The sequence below is a fragment of the Streptomyces sp. GLSS-08 genome (assembly GCF_056387915.1).
In genome coordinates this window covers 72,764-85,109 of sequence record NZ_JBWJAQ010000011.1, presented here as the reverse complement: position 1 = coordinate 85,109, position 12,346 = coordinate 72,764, and the positions used below count along the sequence as shown (strand labels likewise).

The 12,346-nt window shown below is 65.6% G+C and carries 23 protein-coding genes; all 23 read left to right on the top strand.

The window, feature by feature from the left end; translation table 11 throughout:
• Window positions 1-229: 229 nt before the first annotated feature.
• Entirely contained in the window at window positions 230-538 is a 309-nt protein-coding gene (rpsJ, locus tag AC0ZLC_RS20800) for a 30S ribosomal protein S10 (protein WP_003948644.1), read from the top strand.
• 17 nt (window positions 539-555) lie between these two features.
• Window positions 556-1,200 carry a 50S ribosomal protein L3 gene (gene rplC / locus AC0ZLC_RS20795; RefSeq protein WP_355782961.1) on the top strand — a complete coding sequence of 215 codons (645 nt, stop codon included), beginning with the start codon at window positions 556-558 and terminating at the stop codon, window positions 1,198-1,200.
• Between the two features lie 5 nt (window positions 1,201-1,205).
• Window positions 1,206-1,871, top strand: a complete 666-nt coding sequence (rplD, locus tag AC0ZLC_RS20790) for a 50S ribosomal protein L4 (RefSeq protein WP_358852955.1) — start codon at window positions 1,206-1,208, stop codon at window positions 1,869-1,871.
• Window positions 1,871-2,287: a 50S ribosomal protein L23 gene (gene rplW / locus AC0ZLC_RS20785; protein ID WP_388787922.1), complete on the top strand. Its 417-nt coding sequence runs from the start codon at window positions 1,871-1,873 to the stop codon at window positions 2,285-2,287. The genes rplD and rplW overlap by 1 nt, the downstream gene beginning before the upstream one ends.
• A gap of 39 nt (window positions 2,288-2,326) precedes the next feature.
• Window positions 2,327-3,163: a 50S ribosomal protein L2 gene (gene rplB / locus AC0ZLC_RS20780; RefSeq protein ID WP_059192905.1), complete on the top strand. Its 837-nt coding sequence runs from the start codon at window positions 2,327-2,329 to the stop codon at window positions 3,161-3,163.
• Between the two features lie 12 nt (window positions 3,164-3,175).
• On the top strand, window positions 3,176-3,457 hold the full coding sequence (gene rpsS / locus AC0ZLC_RS20775) for a 30S ribosomal protein S19 (protein ID WP_015035577.1): 282 nt from the start codon (window positions 3,176-3,178) through the stop codon (window positions 3,455-3,457).
• 41 nt (window positions 3,458-3,498) lie between these two features.
• On the top strand, window positions 3,499-3,846 hold the full coding sequence (rplV, locus tag AC0ZLC_RS20770; RefSeq protein WP_003974262.1) for a 50S ribosomal protein L22: 348 nt from the start codon (window positions 3,499-3,501) through the stop codon (window positions 3,844-3,846).
• Window positions 3,846-4,688 carry a 30S ribosomal protein S3 gene (gene rpsC, locus AC0ZLC_RS20765; protein WP_476753455.1) on the top strand — a complete coding sequence of 281 codons (843 nt, stop codon included), beginning with the start codon at window positions 3,846-3,848 and terminating at the stop codon, window positions 4,686-4,688. Before rplV ends, rpsC begins: the two co-directional genes overlap by 1 nt.
• 5 nt (window positions 4,689-4,693) lie before the next feature.
• Window positions 4,694-5,113, top strand: a complete 420-nt coding sequence (gene rplP / locus AC0ZLC_RS20760; protein WP_099500627.1) for a 50S ribosomal protein L16 — start codon at window positions 4,694-4,696, stop codon at window positions 5,111-5,113.
• Window positions 5,113-5,337 (top strand): 50S ribosomal protein L29, encoded by a 225-nt coding sequence (gene rpmC / locus AC0ZLC_RS20755; protein ID WP_003998824.1) that lies wholly within the window; start codon window positions 5,113-5,115, stop codon window positions 5,335-5,337. The genes rplP and rpmC overlap by 1 nt, the downstream gene beginning before the upstream one ends.
• Window positions 5,337-5,621, top strand: a complete 285-nt coding sequence (gene rpsQ, locus AC0ZLC_RS20750; RefSeq protein ID WP_358852953.1) for a 30S ribosomal protein S17 — start codon at window positions 5,337-5,339, stop codon at window positions 5,619-5,621. The genes rpmC and rpsQ overlap by 1 nt, the downstream gene beginning before the upstream one ends.
• A gap of 149 nt (window positions 5,622-5,770) precedes the next feature.
• Complete coding sequence (rplN, locus tag AC0ZLC_RS20745; protein ID WP_003998823.1) at window positions 5,771-6,139, top strand: 50S ribosomal protein L14; 369 nt, start codon at window positions 5,771-5,773, stop codon at window positions 6,137-6,139.
• A 2-nt stretch (window positions 6,140-6,141) separates the two neighbouring features.
• The gene (gene rplX, locus AC0ZLC_RS20740) at window positions 6,142-6,465 is read left to right on the top strand and encodes a 50S ribosomal protein L24 (RefSeq protein WP_107904101.1); all 324 of its coding nucleotides are present in this window, start codon (window positions 6,142-6,144) and stop codon (window positions 6,463-6,465) included.
• On the top strand, window positions 6,465-7,022 hold the full coding sequence (gene rplE, locus AC0ZLC_RS20735) for a 50S ribosomal protein L5 (protein WP_358852952.1): 558 nt from the start codon (window positions 6,465-6,467) through the stop codon (window positions 7,020-7,022). The genes rplX and rplE overlap by 1 nt, the downstream gene beginning before the upstream one ends.
• A 5-nt stretch (window positions 7,023-7,027) precedes the next feature.
• On the top strand, window positions 7,028-7,213 hold the full coding sequence (locus AC0ZLC_RS20730) for a type Z 30S ribosomal protein S14 (protein WP_003948630.1): 186 nt from the start codon (window positions 7,028-7,030) through the stop codon (window positions 7,211-7,213).
• Window positions 7,214-7,422: 209 nt separating this feature from the next.
• The gene (gene rpsH / locus AC0ZLC_RS20725) at window positions 7,423-7,821 is read left to right on the top strand and encodes a 30S ribosomal protein S8 (protein WP_010986352.1); all 399 of its coding nucleotides are present in this window, start codon (window positions 7,423-7,425) and stop codon (window positions 7,819-7,821) included.
• 24 nt (window positions 7,822-7,845) lie between these two features.
• Window positions 7,846-8,385, top strand: coding sequence for a 50S ribosomal protein L6 (gene rplF, locus AC0ZLC_RS20720; RefSeq protein WP_121405504.1), 540 nt, complete (start codon window positions 7,846-7,848; stop codon window positions 8,383-8,385).
• Window positions 8,386-8,388: 3 nt separating this feature from the next.
• On the top strand, window positions 8,389-8,769 hold the full coding sequence (gene rplR, locus AC0ZLC_RS20715) for a 50S ribosomal protein L18 (protein WP_121405505.1): 381 nt from the start codon (window positions 8,389-8,391) through the stop codon (window positions 8,767-8,769).
• Window positions 8,770-8,837: 68 nt separating this feature from the next.
• Entirely contained in the window at window positions 8,838-9,443 is a 606-nt protein-coding gene (gene rpsE, locus AC0ZLC_RS20710; protein WP_006376045.1) for a 30S ribosomal protein S5, read from the top strand.
• A 2-nt stretch (window positions 9,444-9,445) separates the two neighbouring features.
• Entirely contained in the window at window positions 9,446-9,628 is a 183-nt protein-coding gene (rpmD, locus tag AC0ZLC_RS20705) for a 50S ribosomal protein L30 (RefSeq protein WP_033319647.1), read from the top strand.
• A 2-nt stretch (window positions 9,629-9,630) separates the two neighbouring features.
• Window positions 9,631-10,086 (top strand): 50S ribosomal protein L15, encoded by a 456-nt coding sequence (gene rplO, locus AC0ZLC_RS20700; protein WP_356167236.1) that lies wholly within the window; start codon window positions 9,631-9,633, stop codon window positions 10,084-10,086.
• Between the two features lie 252 nt (window positions 10,087-10,338).
• Complete coding sequence (gene secY / locus AC0ZLC_RS20695; protein ID WP_476753454.1) at window positions 10,339-11,658, top strand: preprotein translocase subunit SecY; 1,320 nt, start codon at window positions 10,339-10,341, stop codon at window positions 11,656-11,658.
• A complete protein-coding gene (locus tag AC0ZLC_RS20690) occupies window positions 11,658-12,308 on the top strand; it encodes an adenylate kinase (protein ID WP_476753453.1) in 651 nt (216 codons plus the stop codon). The genes secY and AC0ZLC_RS20690 overlap by 1 nt, the downstream gene beginning before the upstream one ends.
• The last annotated feature ends 38 nt before the right edge of the window (window positions 12,309-12,346 follow it).

Here is a 12,346-nt window from a genome sequence, read left to right as displayed (position 1 = left end):
ACGTACGGGAATCTTCCGGGAAGTGTCAGCGGGGTGCCGGCCAGGCGCCCGGTGGGTGTTCAGCCCCCGGTCCTGCGGTCCTTGGGCCGCGTCCCTCGGCAGGGAATTCCATTCGTGGAGATCTTTGTCAGCGAGGACGCGACACGCCCGACCGCGTGGGTCGGAGGCAGGGACGCGAACCTCCCGGGTACCAGAGCGTTTATTCGAGACAAAGGACTACTGAGTAGCCATGGCGGGACAGAAGATCCGCATCCGGCTCAAGGCCTACGACCACGAGGTCATCGACAGCTCGGCGAAGAAGATCGTCGAGACGGTGACGCGTACTGGTGCGTCGGTCGCGGGCCCGGTGCCGCTGCCCACTGAGAAGAACGTGTACTGCGTCATCAAGTCGCCGCACAAGTACAAGGACTCGCGCGAGCACTTCGAGATGCGCACGCACAAGCGCCTGATCGACATCCTCGACCCGACCCCCAAGACCGTTGACTCTCTGATGCGACTCGACCTCCCGGCCGGTGTCGACATCGAGATCAAGCTCTGAAGGCCGGTGATCTGAAGATGGCTAAGCAGATCAAGGGCATCCTGGGCGAGAAGCTCGGCATGACGCAGGTGTGGGACGAGAACAACCGTGTTGTTCCGGTCACCGTCGTCAAGGCCGGCCCGAACGTCGTCACCCAGGTCCGCACCAATGACACCGACGGCTACGAGTCGGTCCAGATCGCCTTCGGCGAGATCGACCCGCGCAAGGTGAACAAGCCCCTCAAGGGTCACTTCGCCAAGGCCGACGTCACCCCCCGTCGTCACCTCGTCGAGATCCGTACCGCTGACGCCAGCGAGTACACCCTCGGCCAGGAGATCACCGCCGAGACCTTCGAGGCCGGCGTCAAGGTGGACGTGACCGGCAAGAGCAAGGGCAAGGGCTTCGCCGGTGTCATGAAGCGTCACAACTTCAAGGGCCTCGGCGCCGGTCACGGCACCCAGCGCAAGCACCGCTCTCCCGGCTCCATCGGTGGCTGTGCCACCCCGGGCCGTGTGTTCAAGGGCCTCCGCATGGCGGGTCGCATGGGCAACGAGCGGGTCACCACCCAGAACCTGACCGTTCACGCCGTTGACGCGGAGAAGGGCCTGCTCCTTATCAAGGGCGCGGTTCCTGGTCCGAACGGCGGCCTCGTCCTGGTCCGCACCGCGGCCAAGGGGGCCTGAGGACTATGAGCACCATTGACATTCTGTCGCCCTCCGGCGACAACGCCGGGACCGTAGAGCTCCCGGCCGAGATCTTCGACGTCGAGAAGATCAGCATCCCGCTGCTTCACCAGGTCGTCGTCGCGCAGCTGGCCGCCGCCCGTCAGGGCACGCACAAGGTCAAGCGTCGTGGCGAGGTCCGCGGTGGTGGCAGGAAGCCTTACCGCCAGAAGGGCACCGGCCGCGCCCGCCAGGGTTCGACCCGTGCGCCGCAGTTCGCCGGCGGTGGTGTCGTCCACGGCCCCACGCCGCGTGACTACTCGCAGCGGACCCCGAAGAAGATGAAGGCCGCGGCCCTGCGCCACGCCCTCACCGACCGGGCCCGCAACGCTCGCATCCACGTCATCACCGGCGTGATCGAGGGCGAGACCCCCTCCACCAAGGCCGCGAAGAGCTTCCTCGGCAAGGTCAGCGAGCGCAAGAACGTGCTCCTGGTCATCGAGCGCTCCGACGAGGCCGCGCTGCTTTCCGCGCGCAACCTGCCCCAGGTGCACATCCTGGAGCCGGGCCAGCTGAACACGTACGACGTTCTCGTCTCGGACGACGTGGTCTTCACCCAGGCCGCTTTCGAGTCCTTCGTGTCTGGCGCGCCGCAGTCGTCGGCTGCTGACACCGAAGGGAGCGAAGCCTGATGGCTACGCGTCACCCGAGCATCGCCTCGAAGGCCGCCAAGGTCGCCAAGGCAGCGCGCGTCGCCAAGGCGAAGCGCCACGCCACCGAGGGCAAGAACACCGTCGAGACCCCGCTGAGCAAGTCCTTCACGGACCCCCGTGACGTGCTGCTCAAGCCGGTCGTCTCGGAGAAGAGCTACGCGCTCCTCGATGAGGGCAAGTACACCTTCATCGTCGCGCCCGGCGCCAACAAGACGCAGATCAAGGAGGCCGTCCAGGCGGTCTTCTCGGTCAAGGTCACCGGGGTCAACACGATCAACCGTCAGGGCAAGCGCAAGCGGACCAAGACGGGCTTCGGCAAGCGTGCGGACAGCAAGCGCGCGATCGTGACCCTCGCTGAGGGCGACCGTATCGACATCTTCGGCCAGGCCTCCTAACGGAGCGCCCTGGTCCGAATATCGGACGAGGACTGAGAAATGGGAATCCGCAAGTACAAGCCGACGACGCCGGGCCGCCGTGGCTCCTCCGTCGCCGACTTCGTCGAGGTCACGCGGTCCACGCCGGAGAAGTCGCTGGTCCGCCCGCTGCACAGCAAGGGCGGCCGTAACAACGCCGGTCGTGTGACCGTTCGCCACCAGGGTGGCGGACACAAGCGCGCCTACCGCGTGATCGACTTCCGTCGTCACGACAAGGACGGCGTGCCGGCGAAGGTCGCGCACATCGAGTACGACCCCAACCGCACCGCGCGCATCGCGCTGCTGCACTACGCGGACGGCGAGAAGCGCTACATCCTCGCCCCGCGCAACCTGCAGCAGGGTGACCGCGTCGAGAACGGTCCCGGGGCCGACATCAAGCCGGGCAACAACCTGGCCCTCCGCAACATCCCGGTCGGTACCACGATCCACGCGATCGAGCTCCGTCCGGGTGGCGGTGCCAAGTTCGCCCGCTCCGCCGGTGCCTCCGTGCAGCTGCTCGCGAAGGAGGGCCAGATGGCCCACCTGCGCATGCCGTCCGGAGAGATCCGCCTGGTCGACGTGCGCTGCCGCGCCACCGTCGGCGAGGTCGGCAATGCCGAGCAGTCGAACATCAACTGGGGCAAGGCCGGCCGCAAGCGCTGGCTCGGCGTCCGCCCGACCGTTCGCGGTGTGGCGATGAACCCGGTTGACCACCCGCACGGTGGTGGTGAGGGCAAGACCTCCGGTGGTCGCCACCCGGTCTCGCCGTGGGGTCAGAAGGAGGGTCGTACTCGTTCGCCGAAGAAGGCTTCGAACAAGTACATCGTCCGCCGCCGCAAGACGAACAAGAAGCGCTAGGAGCGGGTTTAGATGCCGCGCAGTCTCAAGAAGGGACCCTTCGTCGACGGACACCTTGTAAAGAAGGTGGACGCTCAGAACGAAGCCGGTACCAAGAACGTCATCAAGACCTGGTCCCGTCGCTCGATGATCATCCCGGCCATGCTCGGCCACACGATCGCGGTGCACAACGGCAAGACCCACATTCCGGTGTTTGTCACCGAGTCGATGGTCGGCCACAAGCTCGGCGAGTTCTCGCCGACGCGCACCTTCCGGGGTCACGTGAAGGACGACCGGAAGTCGAAGCGCCGCTAACGCGGGGTGGAATGACCATGACAGACACTGGAAGGACAACCATGGAAGCCAGGGCCCAGGCGCGGTACATCCGCGTTACGCCCATGAAGGCCCGCCGCGTGGTGGACCTTATCCGTGGCATGGATGCCACGGAGGCTCAGGCGGTCCTGCGTTTCGCCCCGCAGGCCGCGAGCGTGCCGGTCGGCAAGGTGCTTGACAGCGCCATTGCCAACGCCGCGCACAACTACGACCACACCGACGCCGACAGCCTCTTCATCTCCGAGGCGTACGTCGACGAGGGCCCGACCCTGAAGCGGTTCCGGCCGCGCGCCCAGGGTCGCGCCTACCGGATCCGCAAGCGGACCAGCCACATCACCGTGGTCGTCAGCAGCAAGGAAGGAACCCGGTAATGGGCCAGAAGGTTAACCCGCATGGGTTCCGGCTCGGCATCACCACGGACTTCAAGTCCCGTTGGTACGCCGACAAGCTGTACAAGGACTACGTCAAGGAAGACGTCGCCATCCGTCGGATGATGACGTCCGGCATGGAGCGCGCCGGCATCTCGAAGGTTGAGATCGAGCGCACCCGTGACCGCGTGCGGGTGGACATCCACACCGCGCGTCCCGGCATCGTCATCGGCCGCCGTGGCGCCGAGGCCGACCGCATCCGCGGCGACCTCGAGAAGCTCACGGGCAAGCAGGTCCAGCTGAACATCCTCGAGGTCAAGAGCCCCGAGACCGACGCTCAGCTGGTTGCCCAGGCCGTTGCCGAGCAGCTGTCCTCCCGCGTCTCCTTCCGTCGCGCCATGCGTAAGAGCATGCAGGGCACGATGAAGGCCGGCGCCAAGGGCATCAAGATCCAGTGTGGTGGCCGTCTCGGCGGCGCCGAGATGTCCCGCTCGGAGTTCTACCGCGAGGGCCGTGTGCCCCTGCACACGCTCCGCGCGAACGTCGACTACGGCTTCTTCGAGGCCAAGACGACCTTCGGCCGCATCGGTGTGAAGGTCTGGATCTACAAGGGCGACGTCAAGAACATCGCCGAGGTCCGCGCCGAGAACGCCGCTGCCCGTGCGGGTAACCGCCCGGCCCGTGGCGGCGGCAACGACCGCCCGGCCCGTGGTGGCCGTGGCGGCGAGCGTGGCGGTCGCGGCCGCAAGCCGCAGCAGCAGTCCGCGCCGGCTGCCGAGGCCCCCAAGGCCGAGGCTCCCGCCGCCGCTGCCGCTCCGGCTGAGAGCACCGGAACGGAGGCCTGACCGAAATGCTGATCCCCCGTAGGGTCAAGCACCGCAAGCAGCACCACCCGAAGCGCCGTGGTCAGGCCAAGGGCGGTACGCAGGTTTCGTTCGGCGAGTACGGCATTCAGGCCCTCACGCCGGCGTACGTCACCAACCGCCAGATCGAGGCGGCGCGTATCGCGATGACCCGCCACATCAAGCGTGGCGGCAAGGTCTGGATCAACATCTACCCGGACCGCCCGCTGACGAAGAAGCCCGCCGAGACCCGCATGGGTTCCGGTAAGGGTTCTCCCGAGTGGTGGGTTGCGAACGTGCACCCGGGCCGGGTCATGTTCGAGCTGTCCTACCCCAACGAGAAGATTGCGCGTGAGGCGCTCACTCGCGCAGCCCACAAGCTGCCGATGAAGTGCCGGATCGTCAAGCGCGAGGCAGGTGAAGCGTGATGTCGGCCGGTACCAAGGCGTCCGAGCTGCGCGAACTGGGTGACGAGGAGCTTCTTGCGAAGCTTCGCGAAGCCAAGGAAGAGCTGTTCAACCTCCGCTTCCAGGCGGCGACCGGTCAGCTCGAGAACCACGGGCGGCTCAAGGCCGTCCGCAAGGACATCGCGCGGATCTACACCCTGATGCGTGAGCGCGAGCTGGGCATCGAGACGGTGGAGAGCGCCTGATGAGCGAGAGCAACGTGACTGAGACCAACGAGACGCGCGGATTCCGCAAGACCCGTGAGGGCCTGGTCGTCAGCGACAAGATGGACAAGACCGTCGTCGTCGCTGTCGAGGACCGCGTCAAGCACGCGCTGTACGGCAAGGTCATCCGCCGTACGAACAAGCTCAAGGCCCACGACGAGCAGAACGCCGCGGGCGTCGGCGACCGTGTCCTCCTCATGGAGACCCGGCCGCTGTCCGCGACGAAGCGCTGGCGCGTCGTCGAGATTCTCGAGAAGGCCAAGTAGGGAAATCCCCGCGAGGGGATTCCAACGACACACCTGAGGCCCCGGAAAATCTGGGGGCCCCTCGGGTTCGTTCCGCCAGGCTCGGCAGGGGCTCCGCCTCGTGAAGAGGCAGCCCCTGCCGGGAACCGGCAGACAATCAGGAGATAGACGTGATCCAGCAGGAGTCGCGACTGCGTGTCGCCGACAACACTGGTGCGAAGGAAATCCTTTGCATCCGTGTGCTCGGTGGCTCCGGTCGCCGCTACGCGGGCATCGGTGACGTCATCGTCGCCACCGTCAAGGACGCGATCCCCGGTGGCAACGTGAAGAAGGGTGACGTCGTCAAGGCGGTCATCGTTCGCACCGTCAAGGAGCGCCGCCGTCCGGACGGCTCGTACATCCGCTTCGACGAGAACGCCGCCGTCATTCTGAAGAACGACGGCGACCCTCGCGGCACCCGTATCTTCGGCCCGGTCGGCCGTGAGCTGCGCGAGAAGAAGTTCATGAAGATCATCTCGCTCGCGCCGGAGGTGCTGTAAGCATGAAGATCAAGAAGGGCGACCTGGTTCAGGTCATCACCGGTAAGGACAAGGGCAAGCAGGGCAAGGTCATCGCGGCCTACCCCCGCGAGGACCGCGTCCTGGTCGAGGGTGTCAACCGGGTCAAGAAGCACACCAAGGCCGGCCCGACCGCCAAGGGTTCGCAGGCCGGTGGCATCGTCACGACCGAGGCCCCTGTCCACGTGAGCAACGTTCAGCTCGTCGTGGAGAAGGACGGCAACAAGGTCGTCACGCGTGTCGGTTACCGCTTCGACGACGAGGGCAACAAGATCCGCGTTGCCAAGCGGACGGGTGAGGACATCTGATGGCTACCACCACCACTCCGCGTCTCAAGACGAAGTACCGCGAGGAGATCCAGGCCAAGCTGCAGGAGGAGTTCTCGTACGAGAACGTCATGCAGACCCCCGGCCTGGTCAAGATCGTGGTGAACATGGGTGTCGGCGACGCCGCCCGTGACTCGAAGCTCATGGACGGTGCCGTCCGTGACCTGACCACGATCACCGGTCAGAAGCCGGCCGTCACCAAGGCCCGCAAGTCCATCGCGCAGTTCAAGCTGCGTGAGGGTCAGCCGATCGGTGCTCACGTCACGCTCCGTGGCGACCGCATGTGGGAGTTCCTGGACCGCACCCTGTCGCTCGCGCTGCCGCGCATCCGCGACTTCCGCGGTCTGTCCCCCAAGCAGTTCGACGGCCGTGGCAACTACACCTTCGGTCTCACGGAGCAGGTCATGTTCCACGAGATCGACCAGGACAAGATCGACCGCGTCCGGGGTATGGACATCACCGTGGTCACCACGGCGACCAACGACGCTGAGGGCCGTGCCCTTCTCCGTCACCTCGGCTTCCCCTTCAAGGAGGCGTAAGCGAGATGGCGAAGAAGGCTCTGATTGCCAAGGCTGCTCGTAAGCCCAAGTTCGGCGTTCGTGGCTACACGCGCTGCCAGCGCTGCGGCCGTCCGCACTCCGTGTACCGCAAGTTCGGCCTCTGCCGCGTGTGCCTTCGTGAGATGGCTCACCGTGGCGAGCTCCCGGGCGTGACCAAGAGCTCCTGGTAATCCCCTACTTCGGGATTCCGGAAGCTCTCGGTAAGTAGAGGTTCGGTCAGGGCCCAGCTCTCCATGGCTTAGGCTAGGAGGGTTGGGCGTCTGACCGCCCGTACGACTTACTACGCCGTAGGTCCCCGCACCGCACCCGTCCCGCCACTGAGTGGGGAGAGGGATGGCGCATACAGGAAACCCCGGCGAGAGAGGCCGAAGGCCAATTCATGACCATGACTGATCCGATCGCAGACATGCTTACGCGTCTGCGTAACGCGAACTCGGCGTACCACGACACCGTGGGTATGCCGCACAGCAAGATCAAGTCGCACATCGCGGAGATCCTCCAGCAGGAGGGCTTCATCACCGGCTGGAAGGTCGAGGACGCCGAGGTCGGCAAGAACCTCGTCCTCGAGCTGAAGTTCGGCCCGAACCGTGAACGCTCCATCGCGGGCATCAAGCGGATCTCCAAGCCCGGTCTCCGGGTGTACGCGAAGTCCACCAACCTGCCCAAGGTGCTGGGTGGCCTCGGCGTGGCGATCATCTCCACGTCCCACGGGCTCCTCACCGACAAGCAGGCCGGCAAGAAGGGCGTAGGCGGAGAAGTTCTCGCCTACGTCTGGTAGCGGAAGGGAACGGAGGAAACAGCTATGTCGCGTATTGGCAAGCTCCCCATCACGGTTCCCGCCGGCGTGGACGTCACCATCGACGGCCGTACGGTGCAGGTGAAGGGCCCGAAGGGGACCCTCTCCCACACCATCGCGGCGCCGATCGAGATCGCTAAGGGTGAGGACGGCGTTCTGAACGTCACCCGCCCGAACGACGAGCGTCAGAACAAGGCCCTCCACGGCCTGTCCCGCACGCTGGTGGCGAACATGATCACCGGCGTGACCCAGGGTTACGTGAAGAAGCTCGAAATCAGCGGTGTCGGTTACCGCGTCCTGGCGAAGGGCTCCAACCTGGAGTTCTCGCTCGGCTACAGCCACTCGATCACTGTCGAGGCGCCCGAGGGCATCACCTTCAAGGTGGAGGCTCCGACCCGTTTCTCGGTCGAGGGCATCGACAAGCAGAAGGTCGGCGAGGTTGCGGCCAACATCCGCAAGCTGCGCAAGCCCGACCCGTACAAGGCCAAGGGCGTCAAGTACGAAGGCGAAGTCATCCGCCGCAAGGTCGGAAAGGCGGGTAAGTAAGCCATGGCATACGGTGTCAAGATTGCTAAGGGCGACGCTTACAAGCGTGCTGCCATCAAGCGTCGTCACATCCGGATCCGTAAGCACATCTCGGGTACGGCCGAGCGTCCGCGCCTGGTCGTGACGCGCTCCAACCGCCACATCGTGGCCCAGGTCATCGACGACATCAAGGGTCACACCCTGGCGTCGGCGTCGACCCTGGACGCGTCGATCCGCGGCGAGGGCGAGAAGTCGGCGCAGGCCGGCAAGGTCGGCGCCCTGGTCGCCGAGCGCGCCAAGGCCGCCGGCGTCGAGGCTGTCGTATTCGACCGTGGTGGTAACCAGTACGCCGGGCGCATTGCCGCTCTGGCGGACGCCGCCCGCGAAGCCGGACTCAAGTTCTGAGTCGCCCGTCGCGTCAGCGACAAAAATCGTTGGCGCGTAGCTAGCGGAAACAGAGAGAGGTAATTCCAATGGCTGGACCCCAGCGCCGCGGAAGCGGTGCCGGTGGCGGCGAGCGGCGGGACCGGAAGGGCCGTGACGGCGGCGCTGCTGCCGCCGAGAAGACCGCGTACGTTGAGCGCGTAGTCGCGATCAACCGCGTCGCCAAGGTTGTGAAGGGTGGTCGTCGCTTCAGCTTCACCGCGCTGGTCGTGGTGGGCGATGGTGACGGCACCGTCGGCGTCGGTTACGGCAAGGCCAAGGAGGTGCCGGCCGCCATCGCCAAGGGTGTTGAGGAGGCCAAGAAGCACTTCTTCAAGGTCCCCCGTATCCAGGGCACCATCCCGCACCCGATCACGGGCGAGAAGGCCGCGGGCGTCGTCCTGCTCAAGCCTGCTTCCCCCGGTACCGGCGTTATCGCCGGTGGCCCGGTGCGTGCGGTGCTCGAGTGCGCCGGCGTTCACGACATCCTGTCGAAGTCGCTCGGCTCGTCCAACGCGATCAACATCGTGCACGCGACCGTGGCGGCCCTCAAGGGCCTGCAGCGTCCCGAGGAGATCGCGGCCCGCCGCGGTCTGCCCCTCGAGGACGTCGCCCCCGCGGCTCTGCTGCGTGCGCGTGCGGGAGCGGGTGCGTAATCATGGCTCAGCTCAAGATCACGCAGACGAAGTCCTACATCGGCAGCAAGCAGAACCACCGAGACACCCTTCGTTCGCTTGGCCTCAAGCGGATCAACGACGTGGTCGTCAAGGAGGACCGCCCCGAGTTCCGCGGAATGGTGCACACCGTCCGCCACCTCGTGACGGTTGAGGAGGTCGACTGATCATGGCGGAGAACAACCCGCTCAAGATCCACAACCTCCGTCCCGCCCCGGGCGCCAAGACCGCCAAGACCCGTGTGGGTCGTGGTGAGGCGTCGAAGGGTAAGACGGCTGGTCGTGGTACCAAGGGCACGAAGGCCCGCTACCAGGTTCCGGAGCGCTTCGAGGGTGGCCAGATGCCCCTCCACATGCGTCTTCCGAAGCTGAAGGGCTTCCGCAACCCGTTCAAGACCGAGTTCCAGGTCGTGAACCTCGACAAGCTGGCGTCGCTGTACCCGGAGGGTGGCGAGGTCACCGTCGAGGGTCTCGTCGCCAAGGGTGCCGTTCGCAAGAACAGCCTCGTCAAGGTCCTCGGCCAGGGCGAGATCTCCGTGGCGCTGCAGGTGACGGTCGACGCCGTCTCCGGCTCCGCCAAGGAGAAGATCACCGCCGCCGGCGGTAGCGTCACCGAGCTCGTCTGACCCGACGTCTCGCTGACCTGAACGACCCGACCGGGGATGCCTCCACGAGGCATCCCCGGTCGGCGTATGCGCGGTCCGCAGCAGTGGCCGAGTGTTTCGGCGGAGATCGTCGTTCCGAGATGCCGTCGGTATCGGTAGGCTGTGCCGCTGGTACCCAATGCGTTGCTGCGGTGCCGTAATCTCGTTTGACAGGCCATCATCCCTTTTGACCATCACCTCACGCGACGATACGCGGGGGTCGCAGGAGGCACCGTGCTCACCGCGTTCGCCCGGGCGTTCAGGACGCCCGACCTGCGCAAGAAGCTGCTGTTCACGCTCGCCATCATCGTGGTCTACCGGGTCGGTACCCACATCCCGATCCCGGGAGTCGACTACAAGAACGTCCAGACCTGTATCGATGCGGCGTCGCAAGGCGGCAGCCAGGGTCTGTTCGGTCTGGTCAACATGTTCAGCGGTGGCGCGCTGCTGCAGATCACGATCTTCGCGCTCGGCATCATGCCGTACATCACCGCGAGCATCATCCTCCAACTGCTGACTGTGGTGATCCCGCGTCTCGAGGCCCTCAAGAAGGAGGGTCAGGCCGGCACCTCGAAGATCACGCAGTACACCCGATACCTGACGGTGGCGCTGGCCATCCTGCAGGGCACCGGCCTGGTGGCCACCGCCCGCAGCGGTGCGCTGTTCAGCACCTGCCCCGTCGCCAACCAGATCGTGCCCGACCAGTCCATCTTCGTGACCATCACCATGGTCATCACGATGACCGCCGGTACGGCCGTCGTCATGTGGCTCGGTGAGCTCATCACCGACCGCGGCATCGGCAACGGCATGTCGATCCTGATGTTCATCTCGATCGCCGCCAGCTTCCCGGCCGCCCTGTGGGCGATCAAGCAGCAGGGCTCGCTGGCCGACGGCTGGATCGAGTTCGGCACCGTGATCCTGGTCGGTCTGGTCATGGTCGGTCTGGTGGTCTTCGTCGAGCAGGCCCAGCGCCGCATCCCGGTCCAGTACGCGAAGCGCATGATCGGTCGCCGGTCCTACGGCGGTACGTCCACGTACATCCCGTTGAAGGTGAATCAGGCAGGTGTGATTCCTGTCATCTTCGCGTCGTCGCTGCTCTACATTCCCGCCCTGGTCGCCCAGTTCTCGAACGGCACCTCGGGCTGGAAGACGTGGATCGAGCAGAATCTGACCAAGGGCGACCACCCGATTTACATCACTATGTACTTCCTTCTGATCGTTTTCTTCGCGTTCTTCTACGTGGCGATCTCGTTCAACCCCGAGGAAGTCGCGGACAACATGAAGAAGTATGGTGGCTTCATCCCGGGCATCCGGGCTGGCAGGCCGACCGCTGAGTACCTCAGCTACGTACTCAACCGGATCACCTGGCCGGGTTCGCTGTATCTGGGCCTGATCGCTCTCGTACCGACGATGGCGTTGGTTGGCTTCGGGGCAAGCCAGAACTTCCCGTTCGGCGGCACCAGCATCCTGATCATCGTGGGTGTCGGTCTCGAGACGGTGAAGCAGATCGAGAGCCAGCTTCAGCAGCGCAATTACGAAGGGTTCCTCCGCTGATGCGAATCGTCCTCGTCGGGCCGCCCGGTGCCGGCAAGGGAACGCAGGCCGCGTTCCTCGCCCAGAACCTGTCGATCCCGCACATCTCCACGGGCGACCTGTTCCGCGCCAACATCAGCCGGCAGACGGAACTGGGCAAGCTCGCGAAGTCCTACATGGACGCGGGCAACCTGGTGCCGGACGAGGTCACGATCGCGATGGCGAAGGACCGCATGGAGCAGCCGGACGCCGAGAACGGCTTCCTGCTGGACGGGTTCCCGCGCAACGTGCGCCAGGCCGAGGCCCTGGACACGATGCTCCAGGCCGAGGGCATGAAGCTGGACGCGGTCCTGGACCTGGAGGTCCCCGAGGACGAGGTGGTCAAGCGCATCGCCGGCCGCCGGGTGTGCCGCAAGGACTCGAGCCACGTGTTCCACGTGGAGTACAAGAAGCCGGTCAAGGAAGGCGTCTGCGACGTCTGCGACGGCGAGCTGTACCAGCGCGACGACGACTCCGAGGAGACCGTCCGCAAGCGACTCGAGGTCTACCACACGCAGACCGAGCCGATCATCGACTACTACCGGGCGCAGAGCCTGGTCGTCACGATCACCGCGCTCGGCAAGGTCGAGGACGTCACCGCGCGCGCCATGGATGCGCTCAAGCGCAAGTAGTAGTGAACGCTGCTCCGGCCGCGGTGCCCTCGACGGGC